Source organism: Streptomyces sp. NPDC015661 (assembly GCF_043077765.1).
Taxonomy (GTDB): domain Bacteria; phylum Actinomycetota; class Actinomycetes; order Streptomycetales; family Streptomycetaceae; genus Streptomyces.
The window spans coordinates 19313-46142 of record NZ_JBIBST010000020.1; the positions used below are offsets into that span (position 1 = coordinate 19313).

Annotated in this window: 23 protein-coding genes and 2 pseudogenes; 12 read left to right on the top strand and 13 right to left on the bottom strand. The window is 70.3% G+C overall.

What is annotated here, in order from left to right:
• Positions 1-110: 110 nt before the first annotated feature.
• The 5 genes and pseudogenes from ACF07V_RS36510 to ACF07V_RS36530 all read right to left on the bottom strand — a co-directional run.
• Positions 111-1257, bottom strand: a pseudogene (locus tag ACF07V_RS36510) (IS1380 family transposase); the annotation flags it as partial.
• Positions 1258-1379: 122 nt separating this feature from the next.
• Complete coding sequence (locus tag ACF07V_RS36515) at positions 1380-1559, bottom strand: hypothetical protein (RefSeq protein ID WP_392160120.1); 180 nt, start codon at positions 1557-1559, stop codon at positions 1380-1382.
• 235 nt (positions 1560-1794) lie between these two features.
• Positions 1795-2778: a GNAT family N-acetyltransferase gene (locus ACF07V_RS36520; RefSeq protein ID WP_392160122.1), complete on the bottom strand. Its 984-nt coding sequence runs from the start codon at positions 2776-2778 to the stop codon at positions 1795-1797.
• Between the two features lie 42 nt (positions 2779-2820).
• Positions 2821-3547 (bottom strand): annotated as a pseudogene (locus ACF07V_RS36525) (IS256 family transposase); the annotation flags it as partial.
• Between the two features lie 6 nt (positions 3548-3553).
• A complete protein-coding gene (locus ACF07V_RS36530; protein ID WP_392160124.1) occupies positions 3554-4012 on the bottom strand; it encodes a hypothetical protein in 459 nt (152 codons plus the stop codon).
• A 212-nt stretch (positions 4013-4224) separates the two neighbouring features.
• Here ACF07V_RS36530 and ACF07V_RS36535 point away from each other — a divergent pair, with 212 nt between their 5' ends.
• The 4 genes from ACF07V_RS36535 (at position 4225) to ACF07V_RS36550 (ending at position 10947) form a co-directional block, all read left to right on the top strand.
• Positions 4225-4641 (top strand): hypothetical protein, encoded by a 417-nt coding sequence (locus ACF07V_RS36535; protein WP_392160126.1) that lies wholly within the window; start codon positions 4225-4227, stop codon positions 4639-4641.
• On the top strand, positions 4638-9029 hold the full coding sequence (locus tag ACF07V_RS36540) for a WD40 repeat domain-containing protein (protein WP_392160128.1): 4392 nt from the start codon (positions 4638-4640) through the stop codon (positions 9027-9029). Before ACF07V_RS36535 ends, ACF07V_RS36540 begins: the two co-directional genes overlap by 4 nt.
• 140 nt (positions 9030-9169) lie before the next feature.
• Positions 9170-9709, top strand: coding sequence for a 2'-5' RNA ligase family protein (locus tag ACF07V_RS36545; protein WP_392160130.1), 540 nt, complete (start codon positions 9170-9172; stop codon positions 9707-9709).
• Positions 9710-9885: 176 nt separating this feature from the next.
• A complete protein-coding gene (locus tag ACF07V_RS36550) occupies positions 9886-10947 on the top strand; it encodes an alpha/beta hydrolase family protein (protein WP_392160132.1) in 1062 nt (353 codons plus the stop codon).
• A 401-nt stretch (positions 10948-11348) separates the two neighbouring features.
• On the opposite strand, the gene ACF07V_RS36555 is transcribed toward ACF07V_RS36550, so the two are convergent.
• The 3 genes from ACF07V_RS36555 to ACF07V_RS36565 form a co-directional block, all read right to left on the bottom strand.
• Entirely contained in the window at positions 11349-11921 is a 573-nt protein-coding gene (locus tag ACF07V_RS36555) for a YrhB domain-containing protein (RefSeq protein WP_392160134.1), read from the bottom strand.
• A 410-nt stretch (positions 11922-12331) separates the two neighbouring features.
• Positions 12332-12808, bottom strand: coding sequence for a peptidase inhibitor family I36 protein (locus ACF07V_RS36560; protein WP_392160232.1), 477 nt, complete (start codon positions 12806-12808; stop codon positions 12332-12334).
• Positions 12714-13049, bottom strand: coding sequence for a helix-turn-helix domain-containing protein (locus tag ACF07V_RS36565; protein WP_392160135.1), 336 nt, complete (start codon positions 13047-13049; stop codon positions 12714-12716). Before ACF07V_RS36565 ends, ACF07V_RS36560 begins: the two co-directional genes overlap by 95 nt.
• Here ACF07V_RS36565 and ACF07V_RS36570 point away from each other — a divergent pair.
• The 3 genes from ACF07V_RS36570 (at position 13042) to ACF07V_RS36580 (ending at position 14870) form a co-directional block, all read left to right on the top strand.
• A complete protein-coding gene (locus ACF07V_RS36570; protein WP_392160137.1) occupies positions 13042-13275 on the top strand; it encodes a hypothetical protein in 234 nt (77 codons plus the stop codon). The genes ACF07V_RS36565 and ACF07V_RS36570 overlap by 8 nt on opposite strands.
• Positions 13276-13338: 63 nt before the next feature.
• Positions 13339-13857 carry a hypothetical protein gene (locus tag ACF07V_RS36575; RefSeq protein ID WP_392160139.1) on the top strand — a complete coding sequence of 173 codons (519 nt, stop codon included), beginning with the start codon at positions 13339-13341 and terminating at the stop codon, positions 13855-13857.
• Positions 13854-14870: a transporter gene (locus ACF07V_RS36580; protein WP_392160140.1), complete on the top strand. Its 1017-nt coding sequence runs from the start codon at positions 13854-13856 to the stop codon at positions 14868-14870. The genes ACF07V_RS36575 and ACF07V_RS36580 overlap by 4 nt, the downstream gene beginning before the upstream one ends.
• Here the strand turns inward: ACF07V_RS36580 and ACF07V_RS36585 are convergent.
• A complete protein-coding gene (locus ACF07V_RS36585) occupies positions 14804-16237 on the bottom strand; it encodes a DUF4158 domain-containing protein (protein ID WP_392160142.1) in 1434 nt (477 codons plus the stop codon). The genes ACF07V_RS36580 and ACF07V_RS36585 overlap by 67 nt on opposite strands.
• 366 nt (positions 16238-16603) lie before the next feature.
• Complete coding sequence (locus ACF07V_RS36590) at positions 16604-17170, bottom strand: TetR/AcrR family transcriptional regulator (protein WP_392160144.1); 567 nt, start codon at positions 17168-17170, stop codon at positions 16604-16606.
• 151 nt (positions 17171-17321) lie between these two features.
• Between ACF07V_RS36590 and ACF07V_RS36595 the strand changes: the two genes are divergently transcribed.
• From ACF07V_RS36595 to ACF07V_RS36605, 3 genes are all read left to right on the top strand, one after another.
• A complete protein-coding gene (locus tag ACF07V_RS36595; RefSeq protein WP_392160146.1) occupies positions 17322-18791 on the top strand; it encodes an MFS transporter in 1470 nt (489 codons plus the stop codon).
• A gap of 451 nt (positions 18792-19242) precedes the next feature.
• Positions 19243-20037: a polyphosphate kinase 2 gene (gene ppk2, locus ACF07V_RS36600; RefSeq protein WP_392160234.1), complete on the top strand. Its 795-nt coding sequence runs from the start codon at positions 19243-19245 to the stop codon at positions 20035-20037.
• Entirely contained in the window at positions 20037-21794 is a 1758-nt protein-coding gene (locus ACF07V_RS36605) for a SulP family inorganic anion transporter (RefSeq protein WP_392160236.1), read from the top strand. Before ppk2 ends, ACF07V_RS36605 begins: the two co-directional genes overlap by 1 nt.
• Positions 21795-21919: 125 nt before the next feature.
• Here ACF07V_RS36605 and ACF07V_RS36610 read toward each other — a convergent pair whose 3' ends face one another.
• Both ACF07V_RS36610 and ACF07V_RS36615 read right to left on the bottom strand, forming a co-directional pair.
• Positions 21920-23137 carry a nitrate/nitrite transporter gene (locus ACF07V_RS36610; RefSeq protein WP_392160148.1) on the bottom strand — a complete coding sequence of 406 codons (1218 nt, stop codon included), beginning with the start codon at positions 23135-23137 and terminating at the stop codon, positions 21920-21922.
• 354 nt (positions 23138-23491) lie between these two features.
• Entirely contained in the window at positions 23492-23956 is a 465-nt protein-coding gene (locus ACF07V_RS36615) for a cyclic nucleotide-binding/CBS domain-containing protein (protein WP_392160150.1), read from the bottom strand.
• Positions 23957-24180: 224 nt separating this feature from the next.
• On the opposite strand from ACF07V_RS36615, the gene ACF07V_RS36620 reads away from it, so the two are divergent.
• A complete protein-coding gene (locus ACF07V_RS36620) occupies positions 24181-24957 on the top strand; it encodes a universal stress protein (RefSeq protein ID WP_392160152.1) in 777 nt (258 codons plus the stop codon).
• Positions 24954-25649, top strand: coding sequence for a helix-turn-helix domain-containing protein (locus tag ACF07V_RS36625; RefSeq protein WP_392160153.1), 696 nt, complete (start codon positions 24954-24956; stop codon positions 25647-25649). The genes ACF07V_RS36620 and ACF07V_RS36625 overlap by 4 nt, the downstream gene beginning before the upstream one ends.
• Before the next feature lie 214 nt (positions 25650-25863).
• On the opposite strand, the gene ACF07V_RS36630 is transcribed toward ACF07V_RS36625, so the two are convergent.
• Positions 25864-26724, bottom strand: a complete 861-nt coding sequence (locus tag ACF07V_RS36630) for a universal stress protein (RefSeq protein ID WP_392160155.1) — start codon at positions 26722-26724, stop codon at positions 25864-25866.
• Positions 26725-26830: the final 106 nt, after the last annotated feature.

Genomic DNA, 26830 nt, shown 5'->3' on the forward strand with positions numbered 1-26830 from the left:
TCCGATGGCCGAAGTCCACGGCTCCCTTGTCGGTGGGGGCTGGGAACAGCCGGTTGCTGCTGGGCCTCCGAATGTTGATGAGAATTGGCGGCGGTCGCGGGCCACGGAAAGATCTCCAGCCAGACCTGGTTCTGGGCAGTGCGGTGCGGGGGCAGGTTGCGCAGGCCGGTGTCGCGGGCCGCGCGGTTGCGGTCCTCGGCGCGGGCGCGCTGGCGGTGCCGCAGTTCCAAGGCCGCGATCGCGATGCCGGTGGCGTGGGTGGCGCAACAGGTCAGACGCATGCCGTCGGAGTCGGTGAACCTCAACTGCCCTCCGGGATACGGACGTTCCTTGCGCACAATCAACCGGATCCCGGCAGGCGAGTCCTTGAGGAGGTCCCCGGCCAGTTCGGCCACCCGGGCGCCGTCGCGGATCTGGCCGTCCGGTTCGACCTGTGCCGTCCAGGCCGAGTCCGGTACTCGCAGCACGGCGCGGTGGACGGCGTCGGTGAGCGTCATACCGGTCGACTGGGACAGCCACCGGTCGCGCGCAGTGAGGCAGTCCAGGAACTCGTGCCTGCCGCCGGCGGAGTCGGTGCGGATCAGGGTGCGGCGGCCGCGCCTGTACTGCTTGGGCAACTGGGCCAGGGCCAGCCGGGTGGTGGTGATGTGGTCGGCCGCGGTGTTGCTGCCTGCGTTGCCCGGCCGCAAAAGGCGGCCACAGGCTCCCGGACCCGGCCGACCCGTGGTCGACGAACGCGACCAGCGGATGGTGCCCGAAGGTTCGCTTCCAGGTCGCGGTGGCGTCCTGCTTCTCGGAGTGCGTCAGGACCAGCACGCCGTCGATATCCGCGAAGACTTGGCCGTTCGCGTCGGGGCATCGGCCAGGGCCAACTTCCCTACGTGCGCGCGCGCTTCGGCCCTGGCCCGGCGGATCGCGGCCAGCGCATGAGAGCCGGCCCCGGCCATGGTGTCCATCAGTCTGGAGACGGTGGGATCGGAGGCCACTGGTGCGAACAGCGCGGGTTCGGTCCGCAGCACCGCCACGTCTGACAAGCAGTCCCCGCCCAGCGCGACCGTCGGCGCGAGTCCAGCAGGATCTTGCCCAGGTCGTGCACCGCCCGCGGCTTGCGCCCCGGCGCCAGCGCCGCCGATATCGCCGTGTCCAGACCGGTCTTGCGGACGGTCTCCGCCAGCAGCACCCAGTCGCCTGCGAGACCACCGCGCCGCCATCGCCCTGGACGCGGACAGGCGGAGTCGACCCGAGACGCCTGTTCACCTGGAGAGTGCTTCTTTCATCGCAGCTGACAGGACCCCCACCGAGACCCATCGTTGCAGGTCAGAAGCACTCTCCGTTGATCTGATCAAGACCCGGACAAGCCCGCTCGCAAGGGCGCGAGGTTAGCCGTTCTCCCGGCCCGGCAGGGGCGCCCCCTCCAGGAAGGCGTGATAGGCCTCCACGGCTTCCGGATCGACTTCAGGGTTGGAGGGGCCGTAGCGGGCGTCGGTGCGGTCCCGCTTGGGCCCGGAGACCCAGAACTCCTCGTTGGTCTGCACGTCGTAGAAGTTCGCATCGAACATCCCCCCTGCCCGGCGCAGTGTCCTCCCGTGGAAGTACCCGGTGCTCCAGGTCTTCGAGAAGTCCACCCACCCGATCCACGAGGGTCCGCGGTCGGTGTTGTAACCAGTCTTCAATTGCACGAACATGAGGCGTCGAGGCATACGCTCAGGGTCCTGCAAGACCGCGCCCGTGACCAGCCATTTTGGACGCATTGTCAAATCCTGTGGACTGACCCGACAGCCAATGGCCGGTCGATCAAGCAAGCGGCTTGCGATAGCGGACGTACTCGTTCCGCCGCCGGAACCCCACACTCTCGTAAAGGTCGTAGGACCGGTGCGGATTTGCCGTGCCCGTGAACAGCCGAGCGGACGTTGCACCCTGCTCGCGAAGGCTCCGCAGCCCGTCCAGCAGCAGGACCCGGCCGATTCCGAGGCGTCGCTGGTCCGTCCGGACACTCAGCTCTTCCACCTCGCCCACGGTGTGGCCGTGACGGCGGATGGAGCACAGGGCGACGCCGACCATGTCCTGCCCGCTCCAGGCAGCCCTCCAGCATGCCGGGTCGGCGGTGTCGACGAAGTCCCGGAAAGGCCATCTCTGAGTGAAACCGGTGTCCGCATACGAATCGACGACCGTCCTCCAGGCTGCACGGTAGTGGCTCGTCCCGATCGGCCCTGTCCGTATCCCGGCCGGCAGTTCGCCGCCCGGCTCGGGCACCTGATGCAGATCGCCCAGCTCCAGCTCGACCAGGCTGAAAACACGTCGGTAGCCGGCTGCACACAGAAGTGCCGTGGCGTCCTGCTCGGAGACCGAGGCGTTCGCGCCGATCACTGCCGTCCGCGCCGTTCCATGCTGTTTGACGAGCTGGCGGATCCGCTCTTCGGCCCAGCTCAGCATGGCTGAGCCGATGCCCTGGCCGCGATGCTCGGGCAAGAGGTAGCCGCAGTGCAGGTACAGCCACGTATCGTCCCGCTCTTGCCACCACCGGATCGTCGAGTAGCCTACGACGCTCCCGCCGAGCACCACCAGGATCTGGTTCTTCGACGGCTCCTCCCACTTGGCAGAAGCCTCGGCGATCTCGGCCGCCGTCGGGAGCCTATCCACTACCGAATGGACATCGACCCGGTCCCGTTCAACACACCCCAGCCGCACCGCGGCCATGGCGCCGTGGTCTTCGCCGCCGCGATACGGCCGGAACCCGAAGCCGACCGGAAGGTCCTGTCCTGCCGTGCCATCCAACATGACCGGATGTTCTCGAACTTCGAGGCAGGTCCGCCACTCCATTCATGCCGCGGTCGTCCGCGGCCGTCCAACGAGCTGCCCGCTTTCAAAGCGGGCCCCAGCGCGGACGAGGGCAACGAGATGGGGTGCATTCACGGCTCGCCAGCGCGCCTGGGCGGACTCGACGAGCTTGAAGACCATCGCCAGGGCGGCGGCCCTGGATCCGGCGCCCTTGGTGACCTTGGTCCGCAGACGGACGGTCGCGAAGGTCGACCCGACGGGGTTGGTTGTCCGCAGGTGGATCCAGTCCTCGGCGGGGAAGTTGTAGAACGACCAGCAGCTCATCCTCGTCATCGACGATCTTCTTGACGGCCTTGGGGAACTTCGCGCCGTACTGCTTGGCGAACGCCTTGACCGCGGCGGCCGCGTGCTCCCTGTCCTCGGCGTTGCAGATGTCCTGGATGGCCTTCTTCGCCGCGGGCTGAGCTGACTTCGGGACGCTGTCGAGGCAGTTGGCCGTTTTGTGAACCCAGCACCTTTGCTGGCGGGTTTCGGGGAAGACCTCGCTCAACGCGTTCCAGAAGCCCAGGGCTCCGTCGCCGACGGCGAGGATGGGAGCGCGCATGCCGCGCCGCTGGCAGTCCCGCAGCAGGCTCGCCCAGGACTCTGAGGACTCGCGGTAGCCGTCGGCCACCGCGATCAGCTCCTTGGTTCCGTCCGCGCGCACGCCCATGACGACCAGGACCGCGGCCTTCGCCTCCTCCAGTCGTACGCGCAGGTGGATACCGTCGGCCCGCTATACCGGCTCCTCATACAGGTCGATCCCGGCGGGCCTGCGATCAAGGAGCGGACCGAGACGCTCCTCCATGGCAGCCAACCACCCGTCGAGGTCCGCATCGGTGTCGTGAAAGAACCACGAGTGGAAACTTCCCAAGGCATCCCAGTCCAGCGCCGGCTCGTAGCGGAGCTCGCAATGGACCTGCACGTAGCAGTCGTGCTCGTCATCGTCGCTGACGTTGAACTGCCTCGTGAGGTTCACAGTGAACATCGGTCGCCCGCTGGAGGCATACGTGCCGTACTGAAAGAGCAAGCCGTCGGAGTCGGATGTGGGTGCTGTATGGAAGCGCCTCCGCCCGAAACGTACGAAGGCGAGCCACGCACCCCGAGTCGTACCGTCGGCCATCGTCGACTGCCCGGCCGCCAGCTCGGCACGCAGACAGCCGAGGGCGTCCTTCGGCCGCGATCTGTTGGGCATGCCGACTTCCCCTCCCTTGGTGAATCAGCACGATAACCCTGGCGGGTCGCATCGAATCCAGCCCTGGTTCTGATCGGTCCAGCCGCACAGCCAAGCCACGGGACTGGTCCATCGGGCTGATGCCGGGCCGCGTCAGCGTGGTCTCGATCGAGATCAGAGGGACTCGTCGGCTTACGGTGCTTGTCTCGGGTAGTCCGGAGTGAGGGTGCGGGATGGATCCGATGGTGACGGCCGCGGGCACGGCAGTGGTATCGGCGATGGCGACCAGTGCGTGGGAGCAGGCCCGGGACGCGGTCGTGGCGTTGTGGCGCAGGTGGCGTCCGGAACGTGCCGAGCAGGTGGGCGCGGATCTTGAGGCCGTACGGGCGGAGGTGCTGGAAGCCCGTCGGGCGGGCGACGACGAGGCCGAGCGGGCGTTGGCCGGTGCCTGGCAGAGCGAGCTCCAGCGGTTGGTGCGCGAAGACGCTTCGATGGTGGCCGAGGTGCGGCGGCTGCTGGAGGAGAGGCTCGTCCCTGTGTTGCCGGTCGAGGAGCGAACCCGGATCGGGAAGCTGGTGATGAAGGCGGAGGCTTCCGGGCACGCGCGGGTGTTCCAGGCCGGCCGCGACCAGCACATCACCGGTTCGTGAGCGAGCCCGAGAGCGGCGAGACCGGCCTGTACGCCTGGGCCGCCGGCCGGAGCCGGATCTTCCAGGCTGCTCGCGACCAGTACGTGGCCGAGCGGGATCTGCACGTGCACTACGAGGACGGCCTGCGCAGGACCCGGCAGGCCCTGCGGGGCGACGAGCCGGGCGGCGGAGAGTGCCCGTACCCGGGGCTCGCGGCTTTCGACGCCGAACAGGCCCGGTGGTTCTTCGGGCGGGACCGGCTGACCGCCGAGCTGCTCCTCCGCCTCGACGAACGACTGGTCACCGGCGGGCCGCTGGTCGTGACCGCGCCCTCGGGGGCCGGCAAGTCCTCGCTGCTACGGGCCGGCCTGCTGCCCGCGGTCCGGCGTGGCGCGCTGCCGGTCGCGGGCTCGGCCGACTGGCCCCAGGTACTGATCACCCCAACAGCGCAGCCCCTGGCCGCATTGGCCGCGGGCCTGGCCGAGCACACCGGCCTGAGCACCGGGGAGCTCGAAGGCCCGGGCAGCGCGGCGGAGACCGGCCGGTTCGTGGTGGTGGTCGACCAGCTGGAGGAACTGTTCACTCTCGGGGTCGGTGAACGGGAGCAGCACCGCTTTCTCGACCTGCTTGCCGGACTTGCCGGGACGGGACTCGACAGGACGGGACTCGCCGGGACCGGACTTGCCGGGACGGGACTCGACAGGACGGGACTTGCCGGGACCGGACCCGCCGGGACCGGACCCGCCGGGACCGGACCCGGCGGGTCGCGCCCGCGCGCGGTGGTCGTGTACGGGCTGCGGTCGGACTTCTACGGCTCCTGCGCCGGCTTTCCGCAGCTGCGCGAGGCCCTGCGGCAGGGGCAGCTGCTGGTCGGGCCCATGACCCGCGCGGAGTTGCGGGAGGCGATCCTGTTCCCGGCGCGGGACGTGGGCCTGGAGGTGGAGCCGGGCCTGGTCGAGCTGCTGTTGCGCGACCTCGGCGCCGACGCAGACCCGGGAGGGTCCGCGGGCGGAAGGGGCACAGGGACGGAGGATGCTGGAGGCGTCGTCGGCGTGTCCGCAGTCGCTGCGGAGTCCGGGCGCGGGGGAGACGCGGGGGCTGCGGAGTCCGGGCGCGGGGGAGACGCGAGGGCCAAGGGGGCCGGGCGCGGGGGAGACGCGAGGGCCAAGGGGGCCGGGCGCGGGGGAGACGCGGGGGCTGCGGAGTCCGGGCGCGGGGGAGACGCGAGGGCCAAGGGGGCCGGGCGCGGGGGAGACGCGGGGGCCAAGGGGGCCGGGCGCGGGGGAGACGCGGGGGCCGAGGAGGACGGGCGTGAGGGAGACGCGGCGGCCGAGGACGGCGGCGCGTACGAGGTGGGGCGGCTGCCCTACCTCGCTCATGCCCTGCGCGCCTGCTGGCAGCAACGGCACGGCCACACCCTCACCGTGGACGGCTACCGCGCCACCGGTGGCATCCACCAGGCCATCGCTACGACCGCCGAAAGGATCTTCGGCGCACTCGACCCGGCCGAACAGCAGGCTGCCCGCGCGCTGTTCCTGCGACTCGTACGCATCGGTGACGGCACCCAGGACACCCGACGCAGAATCGCCCGTACCGAACTGGCCGACCTCGGTGACGACCCCGTAGCCCTCACTGCGACCGTCGACGCGTTCACCCGCGGTCGGCTGCTGACGCAGCGGCAGGACACCATCGAGATCAGCCATGAGGCCTTGCTGCGTGCCTGGCCTCGGCTGCGCCGGTGGATCGACACCGACCGGACCGGCCTGCTGATCCGCCAACAGCTTGAGCAGGCGGCGCACGAATGGGCCGACAACCGCCGTGACCCGGGCCTGCTCTACCGGGGCCTGCGGCTGCAGACGGCCCGTGACTGGGCGAATCGTCCGGATCACGACCGGCCGAGCGCGACCGCGTCCGCCTTCCTCTCCGCGTCCGGCCGCAACGCCCGGCGTTCGGTCCGGATCCGGCGTTCCGTGATCGCCGGACTCGCGACGCTGGCCGTCCTCACTTCCGCCACGGCGATCGTGGCCCTGCAACAACGCTCCACCGCACAGGAGCAACAGCGGGTCGCCACGAGTCGACAGCTGATGACCCAGGCCGAGTCGGTGTTCCGGACCGATCCCCGGACGGCGCTGAGACTCGGCGTCGCCGCTCACGGGCTCCACGCCGACGCCGACACGTACGGCTCGTTGCAGGAGGCGATCAGCAGCACGCCGTACGCCGGGCAGCTCACCGGCCTCGCCAGCCCGGTGACGTCGGTCGTCTACTCTCCAGGCGGCCGCTACCTCGCGGCCGGCTTCGAGCGGGGCGGCATCATGCTGTGGGACGTGAGTGACCCGCTGCGCCCCCGTCAGCTCGGTGAGGCGATCGCCATTCCGAACACCGTTGGCGTAAAGACCGTGGGGTTCTCCAAAGGCGAGAGCCGGCTCGTCGCGGCGGCCGCCGACGGGGCGGTCGCCGTATGGGATCTGTCCGACCCACGGCATCCGCGGCTCATGGGCACGCCGCTCCGAGGTGTCGAGGACAGCGACACGAGGACCTGGTTGTCGCCGGACGGCACGGTGCTGGCCAGGTCGAGCGAGGCCGCCCCGGGGCTCGAGCTCCTGGACGTGACCGACCCGGCCCGGATCCGGCCGTTCGGGCCGCCGACCGCCGTCACCCGCGAGCGGGTGCAGACCGTCGCGTTCTCGTCCGACGGCAGCTGGATCGCCGCGTCCGGCCGCCACACCTGGGAAGGCCCCGTGACCCTCTGGGACATCCGGCAGCGCCGGGCGCCGCGGCAACTCGGCCGGATCGAGCCCGCGCAGCGCGACCTGGTGGATGCCGTCGCCCTCTCCGCCGACGGCAGGACGCTCGCACTCGGCGGAGCCCTCTTCGGCGCCGCCCTGTGGAACGTCGCCGACCCGACCCACCCGAAACCCTCCCGAGCCTTCACCCGCGTGACGGCCGGTGCGGGTGTGGCCTTCTCACCCCACGGATCCACCCTGGCGACCAAGGGGGAGGGGGACGCCGGGCTGCTGCTCTGGGACGTCACTTCCATCGACGCCCCACGCTCGACCGAACAGCTGACGGCCGGCCAGACGGACTCCGCCAAGGCGTTCTCCCCAGACGGGCTGAGGGCGGCCAGCGGAAGCGTCGACGGCATCATCACCCTCTGGAACCTGGCGCGCGCCGGCCACCCGCGCGCCTTCGGTCCTCCTCTCGCCGCACACACGGGGCAGCACAACAGAATCGACGCCCTGGCCATGTCCGAAGACGGCACCATGCTGGCAACCGGCGCCTCGGACCACACCGTCGTCCTCTGGGACATCACCGCGCCGGCCCGGCCGCGCAGGCTCGCGACTCTGCCCGCTCTGACCGGGCACGCCGACGAAGACGTTCGTGCCGTCGCCTTCGCCCCCGACGGCAGGACCTTGGCCACCGGCGGCAGAGCTCCGGACGACGCTCTGGGAAAGGCGACAGTCGTCCTTTGGGATCTGTCCGATCGCAAGCACCCCAGGCGGCTGGGTTCTCCCCTCACGGGTGCGGGTTTGATCGTGGAGGGTCTGGTGTTCTCGGCCGATGCGAGGACCCTCGTCGCACGCGGGGGCTTCGGTACGACGATCTGGGACGTCGGGGACGCAGCCAGGCCGCGGCGTCGCGCGGAAGTGCTCCACGATGAAATCACGCTGGGCGTCTGGCGGGTCCGTGACGGGCGTCTGCTCGCGCTCGTGGCCGGCTCCGGAAGCCCGACGGTGACGCGCAGTCCGGTGCCTGAACCGACGATCTCGATCACGTACTCGGACAGCGATGGCGTGGTGATCCTCGGTGACAGCACCAGCACGCCGAGTGTGGGGTCGGGAGATCCGAACGGCGCAAGGTTGTGGGACATCTCCGAGCCCGCCCACCCACGCCGACTCGGCCAGGCGCTGGCCGGCCACGCCCATGAGGTGGCAGGAGGGGCGATGTCCCCGGCGGGCAATCTGCTGGCGACCAGTGACATCGGGGGCGCCGTCATCCTCTGGGACCTGAAGGATCCCACCCACGCACGGCGCCTCGGCGAGCCCCTTGGCCCGTACGGCAACGGCCGTCCCAGCGTGCAGTTCGCCCCCTCCGCGGGCTTCATGGCGACCGGCGGGGACGACGGAAACGTCCTCCTGTGGGATCTCGGCAATCCCGCACGGCCTCGTCAGCTGAGCACCGCCCTCCCCACCGCGGGAGGCATCACACAGATGCTGCTGTCGTCCGACGGCCGGATCCTTGCTACCGCCGGCATGGAGGGCAAGGTCGTCCTCTGGGACCTCCGGCCGACCTACGACCTGCGCGACAGCCTCGACCGGACCGCCTGCCTGGTCGCCGGCGGCGGCCTGACCCGCGAGGAATGGGCACGCTATCTGCCCGGCACCGGCTACCGGAACACCTGCCCCGGCTGAACGAAGCTCTGCGGGAGCCAAAGGGCGGCAGTGTGACCGTCTTGGCCGTCCCGCTTGTCGACCTGTTGTGCAGTTCGACGCAATCGTCCAGGGGAAAACGAGCCGTGCCGTCTGTGGTGGAGGTGGCACGATGCGGTGTCATGGCGGATGACAGCGGCAGTGCGTTTCAGGCGGGTCAGACGGGGCTCATCGTCCGGATTCCGGAGGCGGAGCCGGCCGTGCGCGGGTGGCGCGAGCGGTTCGACCCCTCGGCCCGGGCCGGGGTACCGGCCCATGTCACCGTCCTCTTTCCGTTTCTCGACGAGAGTCGAATGGATGCGCGCGTCCCCTCCGCTCTCGCTGAGGTACTGGGCAGCCATCCGGCCTTTGACCTGCGGTTCGAGAGATGCGGGCGGCTCCCGGGCGTGCTGCATCTCGTTCCCGAGCCTGACACGCAGTTGCGGCGGCTCACGGAGGCGATCGCGGGCCGTTGGCCTGAGGCTCCGCCGTACGGCGGCCGGTTTGCCGAGATCGTGCCGCACCTGACCATCGCTCAAGGCCAGGAAGACACCGTCTTGGAGGAGATCGAGACCGGCCTCGTTGACAGGCTCCCTTTCACGACTCACGTCGCTTCGGTCGAACTCATCGTGTACGACGGCGTGAAGTGGCAGGAGCGGGCTTCATTCGCACTGGGCGAATGAAGAATGAAGCCCCCTTACGCTTGGCTGCGCCGCTGCTCCCCGCGCCTGCCGGGAGGGCAGCCTCCGGCCGCTGTACGGCACCGGTCCGGGCGCAGGGCCGGCGTGGTGTCCCGGATTCGCAAATCGGGGATGTCCCTGATGGTGATGTCGGGGTGTCGACGACGACGATGGACCGTATGGTCAAACCCGTCCTGCCGACGCCGACCGGGCCGTATCCGGTCGGTACCGTGTCGGTGTACCTCGAGGACGTCTCCCGCCGGGACCCGTGGGTTGGGGACGTGCCGACGCGTGAGCTGATGATCTCGATCTGGTACCCGGCTGCTGTCTCCTCCGGTCCGCGCGCCCGTTACCTGACGCGCGTCGAGTCGGCTGAGATCCTGGCCGCCTGGCAGGTGTCCATCGCGCCCGACGCGCTGAGTTCGGTGCGCACCAACGCCTTCCCGGACGCTCCGCTCGATCCCGGGCTGCGGGAGCTGCCGCTGGTCGTTCTCTCGCCCGGCTTCACCCGGCCCCGCGCGACTCTCACCTCGATCGGCGAGGACCTGGCCAGCCACGGCTATGTCGCGCTCGCCATCGACCACACCTACGAGACTGTGGCCACCACGTTCCCGGACGGCAGGGTGGCCGCCTTCGCCCTCGGCCACGGGTTTGCGCGCACCCCCGAGTTCTGGCACAAGGTGAAGACCGGACGCGCCCGCGACGTCTCCTTCGTGCTGGACCAGCTACTCGGCAGCAACCCGCCGTGGGCAGGCGCGGCCAGACTGGCCCCGGAACGGATCGGCATGGCCGGACATTCCGCGGGCGGCGCGGCCACCATCGCGGCGATGCTCGCGGACGAGCGCATCCGCGCCGGCAGCGACGTGGACGGCAGCACCGACCCACTGATCCCGGACACCGGCCTGGACCGCCCGTTGCTGTTCCTCGGCCGGGACGGCCAGTACTCTCCCGGTGACGGGCCTGCCGCGGACACCTGGGCCCGGGACTGGCCGCTACTGACCGGCTGGAAGCGCTGGATGGTGGTGGCGGGCGCCAAGCACCACTCCTTCACCGATCTCGGCCTGCTGGCCGACCAGCTCGGCATGCCGCTGGGCGCGACCACCTCGGGGCTGCGCACCATGGCGATCACCCGCACCTACCTGCGCGCCTTCTTCGACCAGCACCTGTGCGACGCCCCGCGAGCACCTTTCGACCACCTGGGCGCGGACCACCCCGAGGTACGGTCCTGCGTGCCGGCCTGATCGTCCGGCCGGCGGGGGCGTTCGCACGGAACATGCGGACGTGGTGGCGAACTTGGCGCAACGACTGAACAGCCCGAGAGATGACACACAGTTTCGGCAGGCAGCTGGACTCCTGTGAAGTTCCCACGTCCATGCCACTTGCGTGCCGTGCCGGGGCGGGCTCTTGCGGAAGGGGTCCTGCCGACGTGCGGCGTACCGGAGCACGGTGTCGAGGCCCCAGGCCAGGTGCCGGGCAAGCTCCCGGGGGGAGTGGCCTTGGGGGAGCAGCCGTGGACCGGTGAGTGCTCTGTCTCCTTCCGTTAGGCCTACCGACCCGCGGGGTCCGACTCGTCCTGAGACAGGCCAGAGGCAGGGCGGCTGTCTCCGGCCGTGTGCCTTCGGTGGATGCGACTTGCCGCACCTCAGAAATCAGCATCAACGCCGTAGGTGCGTACGGCCAGTACACGGTCGACGGGTTTCACCAGCTCCTGGTAAGCGATGGCCAGGAGTTGAGGTGGCACGTTGCCCGCGAGAAGGCCGGATACGTATGCGAGGGCATTCGCTGGGGAGAGCTCAGTCACTCTCCGGCGGAGGGCTCGGACAGCGGCCATGCGCCCGCTCGCTGCTTCGGCTATCGCACGTAGTTCCTCGTGGAGATCATCCACCGGGGTGCGTACCGGCAACCCTCGGATGCGTCCACGGTAGTCGTCCTCCCACGCCCCTTCGATCTCGGAGAGGACTCCGATCGAGTGGAGCCCGCCGTCGGCGCGGTCGACCAGATACGGACCGTATCCCACCTGCATCGCGGTCACGTTGCGCGTTCGCGCATACTCCTCCGATTGGACGTAGACCTTCCAGACGAGGTCGTGCTCGACCACGCTTGTGATCACGCTCCGCGGGAACGGCTCGGCCCCAGCGACAACCCGAGCCTGATGGCAACGCTCCAGCTGTTCCTCAACGATGCGTATCGCGTCATCCCGTTCGATCACCTCCACAGCTTCACGCGGTACATCAGCTCACCGCCAGCGGGTTTCTTCTCATCCAGCCGTCTCACCTGGAAGGTCCGAGATCGCGTCTGCGTCACCCGTCACGAGATATCCACCGCATACGTCCCCGCGTCCGTGGGGGGATGTACCCATGGTCTAGACACCTGAGGGGGGGGGCGGCAGGACGCCCACCAGGATCCGTTGCTGTTGTCGACCTTGCGCAGGCCGCCGCCGGCTAGCCCTTGGTACTGGTAGAGCGAGAAGCCGTCGGCCGTTTCCAGGTCGGGTCGTCCGTCGCCGGAGGTGTCGCCCACGGCGAGGATATGGTCCATGGCGTTCCAGCCGCCGGTGCCGATGGGCCTGCGCGCACCGAGGCAGCCGCCGCTGGTGCCGGGGTAGAGCCAGAGCTTGCCGGTGGCCTACTCCACGCCGAGAAGGTCGGAGCGGCCGTCTCCGTTCATGTCGCCGAACCCGCCGACCCTCGGCGACGTCGCCGTCTCCCAGTAGGGGTACGGCTCCGCCTCGCACTCGCGCAGCGTGGGCACGAGCTTGATGGAGCTGAACCCAGGGCTGTCACTACCGGTGCTGGTCGGATAGGACTGGGCGCGGGTGTCCCAGGAGTACCCGTTCGCGAGTCCATAGTTCTGCTGGTCGTACATGCAGACGTTCAAGCCGGTGCGGTTGTATCGCATCCGGATCTTGTTGTCCCAGCTGCCCAGCGTGGGCACGCTCGTCCTTGTCTTGAACCTCGAGCCCGTACCGTCGCCGCTTGCCCAGCCACAGAAGTAGCCCTGGGGGCAGTCAATGGTCGCCGGCTGCGCGGGCGCCGCGTCGACCCCCAGCAGCCCAGCGATGTGAGCCCTTCTTGGGCTGCCGGGGGAGGTGCTTGGCCCTATCGAGGTGTCCGTACGCCGTCGACCGGGGCACGCCGAGCATGTCGGCGATCTGCTGAACGGGCTTCTCCAGTTCGTCGTAGAGGTGTTGGACGTGCGCGGCCTGGTCCTTGGTGAGGCGCGGCCGGCGTCCGCCGACCCGGCCGCGGGCTTGGGCGGAGGCGAGCCCGTCGTTGGTGTTCGCCACGATCAGCTCGAGCTGGAGCTCGGCGAGTACGGGCAGCATCCCGAACACGGTGCTCAAGGCGTACCGGGAACTGGAGCACGACGGCCTGGTGGCCGCCCGTCCCGGCGTCGGGACGTTCGTGACCCGGACGCTGGCCGACGGCACGCTCGCCGCGCACGGACCGTTGCGCAAGGACCTGCAGCGCTGGCTGACCAAGGCCCGCCTGGCCGGGCTCGACGACGAGAGCATCGAGGCGCTGTTCGTGAACACGTTTCACAACGCCGCCGGAGAGGACGCAGCGTGAGTGCTGTCCTGCGAGCCCAGGGCCTGGGCAAGAGGTACAAGCAGCGCTGGGCGCTGCAGAACTGTGATCTGGACGTCCCCGCCGGCCGGGTGGTCGGCCTGGCTCACCCTGGGAATCGCCAAGCGCCCGGAACTGCTCATCCTGGACGAGCCGGTCGCGGCTCTGGACCCGCTGGCCCGACGGGAGTTCATGCAGGACCTGATGGAGGCCGTCGCCGAGCACGAGCTGAGCGTCGTGCTCTCCTCCCACCTGGTCTCCGACGTGGAGCGGACCTGCGACTACGTCATCGTCCTGGCCGACTCCCGGGTGCAGGTGGCCGGTGAGATCGACGACCTGGTCGCCTGCCACCACCGGCTCACCGGACCCCGCCGGGACCCGGACACGCTCCCGGCCGGTCAGCACGTCATCACCGCCAGCCACACCGAACGGCAGACCACCCTCCTGGTGCGCACCGACACCGCGGTCCACGATCCGTCCTGGACCGTCAGCCCGCTCGGCCTGGAAGACATCGTCCTGGCCTACATGACCCGGCACGCAGATGCGGTACGTGACACCAGGCCCACGCTGGAGGTACTCCGATGATCTGGCTGACCTGGCGCCAGTTCCGTACTCAAGCCGCCGTGATGTTCGCCGTGGTGGCCGCCCTCGCCGCCACCCTCGCGGTCACCGGCCCGCATCTGTCCGACCTCTACCGGACGGCCGGCAGCGGCTTGGTGGAGCAGGTCTCCAGTTCGGACCAGACCCTCTACTACACCGGACTGCTGGTCGCGCTCGCCGTGCCGGCGGTCATCGGGATGTTCTGGGGCGCGCCGCTGGTCTCCCGCGAACTGGAGACCGGCACCCACTACCTCGCGTGGAACCAGGGCGTCACCCGCACCCGCACCCGCTGGCTGGCGACCAAGCTGGGCCTCGGTGCGGCGGCCTCCATGACCGCTGCCGGACTGACCAGCCTCGCGGTGAGCTGGTGGAGCAGCCCCATCGACCGGGCCGTCAACGGTGGCGGCGCGACGGACACGTACTTCCCGCGGCTCGACCCCGTGGCCTTCGCCGCACGGGGTGTCGTCCCCATGGCCCATGCCGCCTTCGCCTTCGTCCTGGGCATCGCCCTCGGCCTGGTCATCCGCCGCACTCTGCCCGCGATGGCCACCACGTTCGCCCTCTACGCCGCCGTCCAGTTCGTCGTGCCGATGTGGATCCGGTCCCACCTGGCGGCTGCGGACCGGACCATCCTGCCGATCGAGCCCGATGGCGCCCCGATCAGCATCCAGGACGGCGCCAGGCAGATCGTCGCGCACCTCGAAGAAGCGCCCGGGGCCTGGGTCACCTCCCAGCAGACGCTGAACGCTGCCGGTCAGCCGGCCCCCGTGCCGTCGTCCTTCGCCGACTGCCTGCGCACCGAGTCGGGCCCGCCCGCCGTGCAGCAGGTCGGCCGCTGCGTGGCCGACCTCGGCGCCCTGGGCTACAAGCAGCAGGTGACGTACCAGCCCGCAGGGAACTTCTGGGCCCTTCAATGGGCTGAGACCGGGCTCTACCTCGGCCTCGCCCTGGCCCTGACCGGGTTCTGCGTCTGGTGGATCCGCCGCCGAGTGACCTGACAGTTCCGGCGCCCACGATGGGAGCGCCCGAGAAGGTCAGCTGGATCGCGGCTGACCCTCGCGGCGTCGACAGGGCCCTCTCGCCATTCAAGATCGACCTCGCCGATATCGGCTGCTCCGTAGGTTCCCAAGGCCTGTACAGACACCGGCCCGCCGGCACGGGGTTCACCTCGGCGCTGCCCGGGCCTGGCCGGAGGCGTCCGCCGGGGTGGGGGGGACGGGGCACTGGGAGAAGCGGCGCGAGGGCGAGTCGCTTGTCCATCTCCAGGCGGAACGTGCCGTACGGATTGATGTCGGACCAGAACAGCGCGGTGAGCCCGCGCCGGTCCTCGTTCGAGAGCTTCTTGCCCAAGCCGGTTCGGCGGGGACCTGCTGAAGCAGCAGCGTGTTGACGTGCACGAGCGCGGACTGGAGCAGGTGCAGGGCGAGCACAGAGGTCTCGACGTGTTCCTTGTCAGGGCCGGTAAGGGGACCGTCCTTGCCGTAGTGGAGCACGGTGTGTTCGCCGACTTCCAGTTCTCCACGACCTGGAGCCCGCCGTGGATCTCCCGGCGCAGGCCGGGAGCGGCGAAGTAGTCGCAGGCGAACTTGCCCTTGTCGTCGACGACGGCCTCGCGCCAGTCCTTGCGTACGACGCCGTCCATCGGCACCTCATCGGCGTCGTCGTAGAAGCGGGTCTTGCCGTCGACGCCGGCGTACTTCTCCAGCAGTCGCATCGCGTCCATCACCGGCCGGGAGGCAGTCTTGTTGCACTTGAAGCCCAGCGGCTTCAGCGGAGGCGGCAGCATCTGCCGGTAGTACGAGCAGTACGACGACCGCAGGGTGGTGGTGCGGACCTCGGCCTCGAAGACCTTCTCGTTCGCCTTCGCCTCGGCCACCAGGTCGCGCAGCGTCCTCTCCCCGACCACCGGGCACAGCGCCGTACGCACCACCTCGTCCGGCTTGCCGATCGCCGCATCGGCGAGCTTGAAGAGGATGCCCTCCTTGCCCCGCACCTTCTTCAGCTCCGCCGTCAGCTGTTCCTCGTCCGCGAGCGTCGACGGCCGGGACCCCAGCGCCTCGCGGATCTGCTTCCGGTGCCGCTTCGCGCTCGCCAGGTCGTACTTCGCAAGCTCGGCCGCCGGCACCTTGACCAGACCGGCGACGTAGTCGACGGCAGGCTGCGCGAACTCCTCGATGAACTCCGGGAACCGGCCCTTGTCTCGAAGAACTTGAGCATCAGGCAGAAGCCGAGCCGGGTCGTGCCGGACTTGTTGGCCACCAGTCCCAGTCCCAGTCGCCAGCCACCAGCGTCCAGCACGCCACAACGTCTTCCGGCGACCACTCCTGTCGGACACCAGCCCCTTGCCGTCGAACTGTCGGTTCATCCGATCAGCCAACGGCGGGGCTCTGTAGCAGGAAACGGTAGGCCCAGACCCGTCAGAACCTGCCGGCTGACTACCTCCCTTACGCGGCACGGAGAAGAGTCTCGACCTGCCGCGCCAGGAAGATATAGCCGATGTCAGGGGCGGCGTCGTGCGGGAAGGTCGCTCTTCCGCCGGAGGAGGCCGGAGCCTGAGCCGGAGCCGGAGCTGGGGAGCCCGGCCCGGTCCGCGAACCAGGTCGACGGATCCGGCCGGGCCGCGTGAGCCGGTCAAAGGCCGGATGCCTGAGCCGGCCGGGCGCGTGTCTGCGAGCACCTCACAACGCCCTGGCGCTGCGTCCGAGGCGTGGTCCTGGTGATCGCGCCGAGGTCACAGCAACCGGTCGACCAGCCCGTCGATGTAGTCCGGGGCGAGCGGGCCCATGTCGAACAGGACGCGGATGTACATCGGGGCCAGGATGTGGTCCAGCACGTCGAGCGCGTCGGGTGCGGGCTCGCCGCGTTCGCGGGCGCGATCGAGCATGGACTGCAGTTGCCGGGTGCGTTCGGCGCGGAGGTCGGCCCCAGCCTGCCGGCCCTGCTGACCGCTGCTCGACAGGGCGACGGCCAGGTGCAGTACCGCCGGACCGTCGGGTCCGGTGATCTCTCGGGCCACTTGGGCCGCGTACGTGCGCAGGTCGCCGGCGAGGCTCCCCGTGTCGGGCATCGGCGACTGCGTGTTGAGGCGAGTGAGTGCCACGTCGGTGAGGAGGGTCTCCAGGCTGCCCCACCGGCGGTAGATGCTGCTGTCGGCCACGCCCGCGCGCGCTGCGACCTCGCCGACGGTGAAGTTGCCGTAGCCGCGCTCGCTGATCAGGTCGGTGACGGCCTGGTGCACCTGCGCGCCGATGCGGGCGCTGCGTCCGCCGGGCCGCCGGGCCGGCTGTCGATCGTTCATGCCCCCACCTTAACGCAGGAGGGACTTGCGTTTGCGAGGCAACCCTCCCTACAGTCGCCTAACGCAGTCGTTGACTGCTTTAGAGCGTTCAGGTGTATCTCCGCCCGCCTCGACCGTGGCGGGGTGCAACTGACGAGTGAGAGGAATCCGCATGGCTGCATCGCATGCGGCCGTAGGCAGTCGATCGAACCGAGCCGTGCTGCTCGCGGTGACCTGCCTAGGCCAGTTCATGGTCCTGCTCGACAACACGATCGTCGGAGCGGCGTTGCCCGACATGCAGCACCGGCTGCACACTCAGCTGACCGGTCTGCAATGGATCGTCGACGCGTACGTTCTGCTGGTCGCCATGCTGCTGCTGTCCGGCGGCGTCTTCGCCGACCGGTTCGGCCGCAAGCGGGTCTACCTGACCGGCGTGGCGGTGTTCACGGCAGCGTCGCTGGTGTGCAGCCTCGCGCCCTCGCTCGGCTGGCTGATCGCCGGCCGCGTGCTGCAGGGCATCGGGGCCGCAGCGCTGAGCCCAGCCTCGCTGGCCCTGCTCGCCGCCGCGTATCCCGTGCCTCAGGAACGCGTCAAGGCGATCGGTCTGTGGGCCGGACTCAGTGGAATCGGCCTGGCCGCAGGCCCCGTGGCCGGGGGAGTGCTGACGGATGCCTTCGGCTGGCCCGCCATCTTCCTGGTCAATCTGCCCATCGGCGTGGTCCTTCTGCTGATCGGTCTGCGCACCCTGGAAGAGACCCGCAATCCGAGCGCCCCCGCCATCGACATCCCGGGGACGATGCTGTCCGTCCTGGGGGTGGGGGTGCTGACCTACGGGCTGATCGAGGGCGGTGCCCGCGGTTGGACGTCGCCGGTGATCCTGGGCAGCTTCACCGCCGCGCTGATCCTCCTCGCCGCCTTCGTCGCCGTCGAGGCGCGTCGTTCCGCTCCGATGCTGCCGCTGCGGCTGTTCCGGCAGCGGCTGTTCACCGTGTCCAACACCGCCATGGTCGTGGTGGGGTTCGCGCTCATGGGTTCGTCGTTCTTCTTCTCCCAGTTCTTCGTGTACGTCCAGGGCAGCTCGATCCTGCGCGCCGGCCTGCAGACCCTGCCGCTGTCCCTCGCCATGGTGGTCGTCAGCCCGTACGCGGGCCGGCTCGCCGCCCAGTACGGCTTCCGCATCGTGATCACCATCGGCCTGGCCCTGGCCGGCCTGGGACTGATGGCGCTCGGCACGGTGCACGCCGACACCGGCTACGGGAACGTGTGGTGGCGGCTGGCAGTCGTCGGCATCGGCTTCGCCCTGACCCTGTCCCCACTGACAGGCGCCGCCATCCAAGCGGTCAGCCCGCAGGAAGGCGGCCTCGCCTCCGGCATCAGCAGCACCACCCGGCAGATCGGCGCGGTTCTCGGCGTGGCGGTACTGGGAGCCATCGTCCGCACCCGGCAATCCGGCGGCGCCTCCTTCGAGGCCGGCATCAACAGCGCTTTCGTCGCGGCCGGCGCCATCACCTTGGCCACCGCCGTGTTCACCGGCCTGTGGCTGGCGAGGTCCAAGCCCGAGGAAGGCTCGGTGGCGCCGCAACGTCGCACCGATCCAGATGAGATCACCACCTCGAACGCGGCATCAGCGAACATCCGTTGACATGAACAACCAGTGGGCGGCCGGCCCCCGGGGCCGGGTACGCGAAGCCACGCCGATCCCCGCGCCTGTGGGGTTGCCCCCTGCGTCACTCGGCCGGTGGAGTGGCCCCACCGCCGCTCCCTGCTCGCGGGGGAGCTCCCTTTCCGCGGGCGAGCGTGTCCCGTCAGGTGGTCTGCTCCCTGGTGCGCGGACCTGGTGCGCGTGGGAATGGTCCCGTTCCCGGAAGGCCAGCCGTGCGCCTGCGGTTCGTGGTGTGCCCTTGCTGGTCACGTCCATGTGGGTGCTCGGCGTGGACCGAGGGCTGCGGCTCATGGTGAGGTGAGCGCGATCCCGGGTTCGGGGCGGGCCTCTCGCCCGTGACACGCCCAGGTCCGAAGGACATCGTTGCATGCGGATGCCTGCCATGACTGACTTGGCCGAAGCGCCGAACGACGACCTGGAGGAGACGGCCATGGGCCTCAACAAGGCGGCCTACGAGAAGGAACTGCTGCGGCTCCAGACGAATCTGGTCCAGCTTCAGGAATGGGTGCGTACGGAGGGCGCCCGGCTCGTCGTCGTGTTCGAGGGCCGGGACGCGGCGGGCAAGGGCGGAACGATCAAACGAGTCGCCGAACACCTCAATCCCCGCGTGGCGCGTATCGCGGCCCTTCCGAAGCCGACGGAGCGGGAGCGCACCCAGTGGTACTTCCAGCGCTATGTGGAGCACCTGCCGGCCGCCGGCGAGATCGTGTTCTTCGACCGCAGCTGGTACAACCGCGCCGGAGTGGAACACGTCATGGGCTTCTGCACACCCGCGGAATACCAGCGCTTCCTGCGCCAGTGCCCCGTCTTCGAGCGGATGCTCGTGGAGGACGGGATCCTGCTCCGCAAGTACTGGTTCTCCGTCAGCGACGCCGTACAGGAGGAGCGCTTCCGGCGCCGGACGGAGGACCCGCTGCGGCGATGGAAACTCTCGCCCATGGACCTGGAGTCCCTCACGCGCTGGGAGGCGTACTCGCGCGCCAAGGACGAGATGTTCGTCCACACGGACACCACGGACTCCCCCTGGTACGTGGTCGAGAGCGACGACAAACGCAGCGCCAGACTCAACATGATCGCCCACCTGCTCGCCTCGGTTCCGTACGAGGACGTGGCCCTGCCGTCACTCGTCCTGCCGCCCCGTCCCGCGCCGACGGGATACGAGCGCCCGCCCAAGACGCTGCAGACCGCCGTACCCGATCACGCGGCCACGCTCCGGAAAGGATGATGCGCGGCGGGCGCGGCCGGCGGCCGCCTGACGAGCCGTCGGCAAGGAGTGCCGTCCCCGCGACGCGTGGAAGACCGTCCCTGCTGCCTGTCGGCCTGCGGGGGTACCGCCGGTCGTGGCTCGGACAGGACGCCCTGGCCGGGGTCACGGTCGCCGCCTATCTGGTGCCGCAGGTCATGGCGTACGCGGGCGTGGCCGGGCTGCCGCCGGTCGCAGGCCTGTGGGCGGTCCTGCCGGCCATGGTCGTCTACGCGCTCATGGGCTCCTCGCGACTGCTGTCGGTCGGGCCCGAGTCGACCACGGCACTGATGACCGCCGTCGCCGTCGGGCCGCTCGCCGGGGGTGATCCAGGCCGGTACGCGGTCCTGGCGGCAGCCCTTGCCGTGGTGGTCGGCCTGCTGTGCCTGGTGGCATGGGCGGTGCGCCTCGGGTTCCTCGCGGACCTGCTCTCGCGGCCCGTCCTCGTCGGCTACCTGTCCGGCGTCGCGCTCATCATGATCGTCGACCAACTGCCCCGGCTCACCGGGGTGCATACGACAGGTTCGGACTTCTTCCCGGAGCTGTACTCCTTCGTCCGGCACCTGGGGCAGGCTCACTGGCCGACCGTGGGGCTGGCCGCCGCCCTGCTCGTCGTGCTCTTCGTGGCGCCCTCGCACTGGACGGTGGTGCCGCGTCCGCTGATCGCGCTGATCCTCGCCACAGGGGCGGTGGCGGTGTTCGGGCTGGACGACCGGTACGGGATCGCCGTGATCGGAGCCGTACCCTCCGGGCTGCCGATGCCCATGCTCCCGTCCCTGGCTGACCTGCCGCAGCTGGTGGTCCCGGCGCTCGGCGTCCTCCTCGTCGGCTACTCGGACGTCATTCTGACCGCCCGGGCCTTCGCGAGGCAGAGCGACCCCCATCCGCTGGACGCCAATCGTGAACTGCTGGCCCTGGGCGCGGCGAACCTGGGAGCGGGCCTGCTCCGCGGATTCCCGGTCAGCAGCAGTGCCAGCCGCACCGCCCTCGCCGAATCCGCGAAGGCCCGGAGCCAGGTGTACTCACTGGTCGGCGCGCTGGCCGTCCTGACGGTGCTGCTCTTCCTGGGGCCCCTCCTGGCCCACACCCCGAGCGCCGTCCTCGGCGCGATCGTCGTCTATGCCGCCGTCCGCCTCATCGAGATCGGCGAGTTCCGGCGCCTCGCCGCCTTCCGCCGCCGAGAGCTGCTCCTGGCGGTCGGGTGTCTGCTGGGCGTCCTCGGCCTCGGCATCCTCTACGGCGTACTCGTCGCGGTGGCCCTGTCGGTCGTCGACCTGTTCGCCCGTGTCGCCCGGCCGCACGACGCCGTGGAAGGGCTCGTACCCGGACTCGCGGGGATGCACGACGTGGACGACTACCCCACGGCGCGCACCGTTCCGGGGCTGGTGGTCTACCGCTACGACTCGCCGCTGTTCTTCGCCAACGCCGAGAACTTCCGCAGTCGTGCCCTGGCCGCGGTGGACGAGCAGAGCTCCCCGGTCCGCTGGTTCGTCCTCAACATGGAGGCGAACGTCGAGGTGGACATCACCGCACTCGACGCTGTGGACGCGCTCCGTCTGGAGCTCGACCAACGGAACGTCGTCTTCGCTCTGGCCCGGGTCAAGCAGGAACTTCGCGAGAATCTGGACGCCTACGGGCTGACGGCCTCGGTGGGCGCCGAGCGGATCTATCCGACCCTGCCCACGGCCCTTGCGGCGTATCGCCGCTGGAGCCACGGGGCCGGGTCCGGCGTGGAGTGACCCGGAGAGCACCGGGAGGAGGTGGAACGACCGGAAGACGACGCCCATCCGACGGGCCCACGATCCCCGGCCCCCCAGGCCCGAACGCTGCACCGAAGAGCCCCATCCGGTGCCGGCGGGCCGGGTCAGGAGTCCGCGGTGGCACGCGTACGTCGCCGGACCACCGTGGCGGTCAGAACGCCCGCGCCCAGCGCGGTGGCGGAGAGCAGGACGAAGCCCCCTGTGTAGTCGTGGGTCACGCTCTCGACCGTGCCCATCACCAGCGGCGGGAAGAAGCCGCCGAGACCGCCCGCCGCCCCCACCACACCCGTCACGGAGCCGACCCGCTCCGGTGGCACCAGTCGGGCGACCAGCGCGAACACCGCGCCTGAACCGGCGCCCAGACCCGCGGCCATGCCCAGGAAGGCCGTCGTGCCGACGGGGACAAGCTCCGCCTCGAAGGCCGCGACCAGGGCGCACGCGGAGACGAGCCCGTACGACACCCCCAGTACCGGCACGGGATGCGTACGGTCCGACAGCCAGCCGCCCACGGGCCGCATCGCCACCGCCAGGACGACGAAACCGGCCGTCCGCAGCGCCGCGTCGGAGCGGCCCAGGTCATGGGCCCGGGTCAGGTAGGTCGGCAGATAGACGCTGAACGCGACGAACCCGCCGAAGGACACGGCGTACAGGAACGCCAGCTGCCAGGTCGCCGGTGTCCGCGCGGCCTGTGTCGTGCGCGAGAGCAGCGACCCCGCCGCGGTTGCGCGGCCCGGACGGTCGTGCAGCAGGAACCGGGCCACCACGGCGTAGACGGCGAGAAGACCGGCCACGAGATCGAACGGAAAGGCGGGTCCGACCGCGTCGGTGAGCTGGACGGTGGTGAACGACGACAGGGCCGTGCCACCGGTCCCGATGCCGAAGATCCCGAGGGCGACGCCCCGGCGCGCCGGCGGGTACCAGGCGTTGACGAACGGGACGCCGACCGCGAAGGCGGTGCCACCGAGCCCCAGGAAGAACCCGCCCACCAGCACCTCCGCCAGCGAGTCGGCGAAATGCCCCAGATACAGCACCGGCAGGATCGTCAGCGCCGCGACCAGCGGGAAGACCCGGCGGGCTCCCCAGCGGTCCGTCAGAGCTCCGGCCGGGATCCGGCCGAGCGCACCCACGACCACGGGGACGGCGACCACGAGGGACTGCTCGAACGAACTGAGATCGAGGTCGTCCCGCAGCCGCGGACCGAGCGGCGCCAACAGGGCCCACGCCCAGAAGCAGAGGGCGAATCCCGTGGTGGCGAGGGCCAGCATCTGCCACGGTCGCGACGCGTCGGCCGTGACAGGCGGTCCTCCTGAGCTCCGGATCATGATGGTCTCCCGGCGATGCCCCGCGCTGCCGTCCTGCTCCCCACCTTCGGGCAGCCGGGGTGCCCGTCCCAGGGGCCACTTGTCCCCTTCTGCCGCCGACCGGCCCTTCGAGTACCGCTTCCAGCGCGTCCGCCCGGCGATACGGCCGCCGGGCGCCGCCCGTACCGACTTCACCGTCGCCCTTGCCGCGGCCACTGCGATGGGCTCCGACCTCGGCTGCCCCGGCCGAGGTCCTCGCCGCGTGCGGGCGGATCGCCCCGTCTGCGCCGGTCTCTCGTGCCTCCGCCTCCACCACGCGGACGGCACCCCGCCCCTTCGACGTCGGTTGGTCGCACACCGGCCGCGTCCCGGCGGTCACGAACGCGTTCCCTCCGCGGGAGGCCCCGGAGGTTCTTCGAGCACGCTCCAGGCGACGGGACCCAACAGGTCGGCCAACCGCTGGAACACGTCGATGAGCAGGTCGTCGACGGTCAGCATGCCCACGACCCGGCCGCCGTCCACTACGGGCAGGCGACGGACGCCGGACCGGCGGAAGGCTCGGTAGGCCACGTGGACGTCGTCGTCGACGCTCACGGTGATGACGGGGGTCGTCATCACCGTGTCGACCGGTTCGGTGTCGTCCAGGCGCCCGGCGAGAGCGCGTACGGCCAGGTCCCGGTCGGTGACGATGCCACGGAGGGTGCCGCCCTCCGTGACCAGCACGGACCCGACGGCGTACTCGGCCATTTCGTGGGCGACCCGTCCCAGAGGCGTTCCCGAGGGGACGGACAGGGCGGGGCGGCTCATCAGATCGGAAGTCTTCAGACCGGATGTCTTCATCGATCGACTCCTCCGGTTCTCGGACCGCCTCCGGTGCACAGATCGTCCCGACGCCCCGCTCAGGGGCGTGTGTCACCACGAATCTGCGCCGTGGGGGTTCCGCCCCGAAAGGGCCGATCGGGGTCTGTTCGGGCCGAGGGCGGGACCGACCGGCCCTATCGAGGCCCCGCGCCCGGTGCGAGCGTGGCGGTGAGCCAACTCGTACGCGGAAGGCGGTGTGGGCGATGGAATCGCCCGTTGTGGTGGGCGTCGACGGTTCCCACGCGAGTCTCGCGGGCTCGGACCGGGCCGTCGACGAGGCGGTACGGCACGGACGCCCGCTGCGGGTCGTGCACGCCTCGCCGTGGGAGCGGTACGAAGGAGTCATGCCGGCCCGGACCACGGAACGACCGTCCGGCCAGGTCCTCGCCGAGAACATCGTCGGTACGGCCTCCGAACGAGCCCGACGCCGGGCACCCGACCTCACCGTCACGGCGGACGTCCTCGCCGAGGACACGGCCACCGCGCTGCTCAGGAAGGGGCAGGGCTCCGTGCTCCTGGCCGTCGGGTCCCGAGAGCAGGGCGAGCAGGCCGACCCCGTGGACTCGGGGGCGGTGCGGTTCGCGTATCGCGAGGCGGCGGTACGGGACGCGGAGCTCGACGTCGTCCGCGCCTGGCGTCGGCCGGCCCATGAACCGGTCGAGCGCCCACTCCCGGCCGGTGAGCCGGGAGCGTACTTCGAGCACCATGCCTCGGAACTCCTCGACAAGGTCTTGGAGACGACGGTGGGCGAGCACCTCGAGGTCCGCCTGCTCAGAAGCACGGTCGAGGGCTCCGCCCAGCGCGTGCTGACCGAGCGCTCCGCCCCAGGCGACCGGCTGGTCGTGGGTGCGCGACGCCGCGAACGACTTCTCGGCCTGGAGCTCGGCAAGGTCGCCCACCGCGCTCTGCACCACGCTTCCCGCCCGGTCGCCGTCATTCCCCAGCACCACTCCGCCCGCTCCCAGGGAGGCCTGTCATGACCCCCACCACAAGGCGCCACATGAGCGACCTCGGCCGTCGCGTCGAGGCCAGGCGTACACACCTCGGCCTGTCCCGGGAGGACGTGGCCGTACGCGCTGGATCCACGTCGGGCTACATCGCACTGCTGGAGGAGCAACTTCCCGCGCCCGGGACCGAGTTCCTGGTCCGGCTCGCGAACGCACTGGAAACGACCGTCCAAGACCTCACCGGGTACAGCGCGGATCTTGCCCCGGGAGGCACCCGGGCCGGGCATCACGCCCGGATGGACGAGATCAGCGAAGCGGAATGCTGGGCACTGCTCGACGACCACGGAGTCGGGCGCGTCGCCGTCAGCGGACACGACGGGCCGGAGATCTTCCCCGTGAACTACCAGGTCGTCGACGGAGAGATCCTCTTCATGACAGCGGCCGACGCACCGCTCGCGCGGGCGGCGAAGACCGGCGCGGCCATCGCCTTCGAGGAGGACCACGTGGACGAGGCCTTCAGTCAGGGGTGGAGCGTCCTCGTCGTCGGCCCCGTGCGCGAAGTGTCGGACGAGGCCACGGCCCGGACGCTCAAGGACGCCGCGTACTCGACGCCGTGGGCCGGAGGCGGGCGGGACACGATCGTGGTGCTCTCACCCAGTCGGGTGACCGGACGGCGCGTCCTGGTGCCAGGCGCTCCCGGTACAGTGCCCGGTCCCGAGTCCTGACGGCACGGCGCCCGGTCCCGAGTCCAGACGAGCGAGCACACCCCCCCCGAGACCCGGGGTCCGAGCACACCCCCACACCCGGGCCCCACACCCGGGCTCTGCGACCCAGGCCCAGGCCCGGGGTTGACCCCGGCGCGCATGGCCGTCGGATCATGCCAAGGGCGACCGCGACCGTCGGCTCACGCCAACGCCACGACAGCGCATGCCCGTCGGCTCACGCCAAAGGCACGACGGTGACCGGCGCGGGACTGTGATGGATGAGCGCGTGGGCCACGTGGCCCAGATGCGGACCGACGGGGATCCTCCGAGTCCGGCGTCCCACGACCACCAGATCCGCGTCCTGCGAAGCCTCGACCAGTTGGTACGCGGGCGAGCCCATGACCGCCTCGGCCGTGACCTCGACACCCGGATAGTGCTTCCGCCACGGACCCACCAGGTCGTCGAGGCCCCCGATGAGACGTTCGCCCAGCTCCTCGTCGATCCCGGGGTCCACCATGGCCGCGTAGCCGTACGAGGCGGGCAACGTCCAGCTGTGCAGGAACCGGAGCGGCAGACCCGTGCGAGCGGCCTCGGTGAACGTGAAGCCGAGCAGGGGCTCACACGGGTGGTCGATGTCGACGCCCACGACGATCCCGTCGCGGGGCGACGTCAGACGCTCGACGCCCGTGCGCACGAGGGTGACCGGTTGCCGTGCCGCGCCGACCACGGTGAGCGACACCGAGCCGACGAGGAACCCGCGGATGCCACCCAGCCCGCGCGATCCGAGCACCGTCAGATCGGACTCGTGCGCGAAGGCGGTCAGCTCCTCGGCCGCCCTGCCACGCGCCTGCTCGATGGACACCTCCAGATCTGGATGGTCCTTCCTCGCGAGGTCGGCCGTCTCCTGCAGCAGGGCCTCGGCTCGCTCTGACAGGGAGCGGGCGTACGCGAGGGGAATCTCCGGAGTGTTCGGCCATTCCTCCACACGCACCAGCCGGAGCGGGACTTCACGCAACACGGCTTCCTCCGCCGCCCAACGGGCGGCGCTGAGGCTTTCCTCCGAGCCGTCCACACCGACGGTGACCTGGGCAGTCATGGCGTGCCTCCTCACACGGGGACTCCACAGCCTCAGCCTCCTGCCCTCCTCCCGCCGGCAGGAGGGGCCGGGCAGGTATCGATCGGGGCCGAACGGCCCATCCCGG

Bases quoted from the DNA above. Each gene is read 5' to 3' on its own strand.
- ACF07V_RS36535 (WP_392160126.1), top strand. From the start codon at position 4,225: ATGGATCCGATGGTGACGGCCGCGGGCACGGCAGTGGTATCGGCGATG.
- ACF07V_RS36615 (WP_392160150.1), bottom strand. From the start codon at position 23,956: ATGAAGACATCCGGTCTGAAGACTTCCGATCTGATGAGCCGCCCCGCC.
- ACF07V_RS36595 (WP_392160146.1), top strand. From the start codon at position 17,322: ATGGCTGCATCGCATGCGGCCGTAGGCAGTCGATCGAACCGAGCCGTG.
- ACF07V_RS36610 (WP_392160148.1), bottom strand. From the start codon at position 23,137: ATGATCCGGAGCTCAGGAGGACCGCCTGTCACGGCCGACGCGTCGCGA.
- ACF07V_RS36585 (WP_392160142.1), bottom strand. From the start codon at position 16,237: ATGAACCGACAGTTCGACGGCAAGGGGCTGGTGTCCGACAGGAGTGGT.
- ACF07V_RS36590 (WP_392160144.1), bottom strand. From the start codon at position 17,170: ATGAACGATCGACAGCCGGCCCGGCGGCCCGGCGGACGCAGCGCCCGC.
- ACF07V_RS36520 (WP_392160122.1), bottom strand. From the start codon at position 2,778: ATGTTGGATGGCACGGCAGGACAGGACCTTCCGGTCGGCTTCGGGTTC.
- ppk2 (WP_392160234.1), top strand. From the start codon at position 19,243: ATGGGCCTCAACAAGGCGGCCTACGAGAAGGAACTGCTGCGGCTCCAG.
- ACF07V_RS36550 (WP_392160132.1), top strand. From the start codon at position 9,886: ATGGTCAAACCCGTCCTGCCGACGCCGACCGGGCCGTATCCGGTCGGT.
- ACF07V_RS36545 (WP_392160130.1), top strand. From the start codon at position 9,170: ATGGCGGATGACAGCGGCAGTGCGTTTCAGGCGGGTCAGACGGGGCTC.
- ACF07V_RS36530 (WP_392160124.1), bottom strand. From the start codon at position 4,012: ATGCCCAACAGATCGCGGCCGAAGGACGCCCTCGGCTGTCTGCGTGCC.
- ACF07V_RS36580 (WP_392160140.1), top strand. From the start codon at position 13,854: ATGATCTGGCTGACCTGGCGCCAGTTCCGTACTCAAGCCGCCGTGATG.
- ACF07V_RS36630 (WP_392160155.1), bottom strand. From the start codon at position 26,724: ATGACTGCCCAGGTCACCGTCGGTGTGGACGGCTCGGAGGAAAGCCTC.
- ACF07V_RS36625 (WP_392160153.1), top strand. From the start codon at position 24,954: ATGACCCCCACCACAAGGCGCCACATGAGCGACCTCGGCCGTCGCGTC.
- ACF07V_RS36515 (WP_392160120.1), bottom strand. From the start codon at position 1,559: ATGTTCGATGCGAACTTCTACGACGTGCAGACCAACGAGGAGTTCTGG.
- ACF07V_RS36620 (WP_392160152.1), top strand. From the start codon at position 24,181: ATGGAATCGCCCGTTGTGGTGGGCGTCGACGGTTCCCACGCGAGTCTC.
- ACF07V_RS36605 (WP_392160236.1), top strand. From the start codon at position 20,037: ATGCGCGGCGGGCGCGGCCGGCGGCCGCCTGACGAGCCGTCGGCAAGG.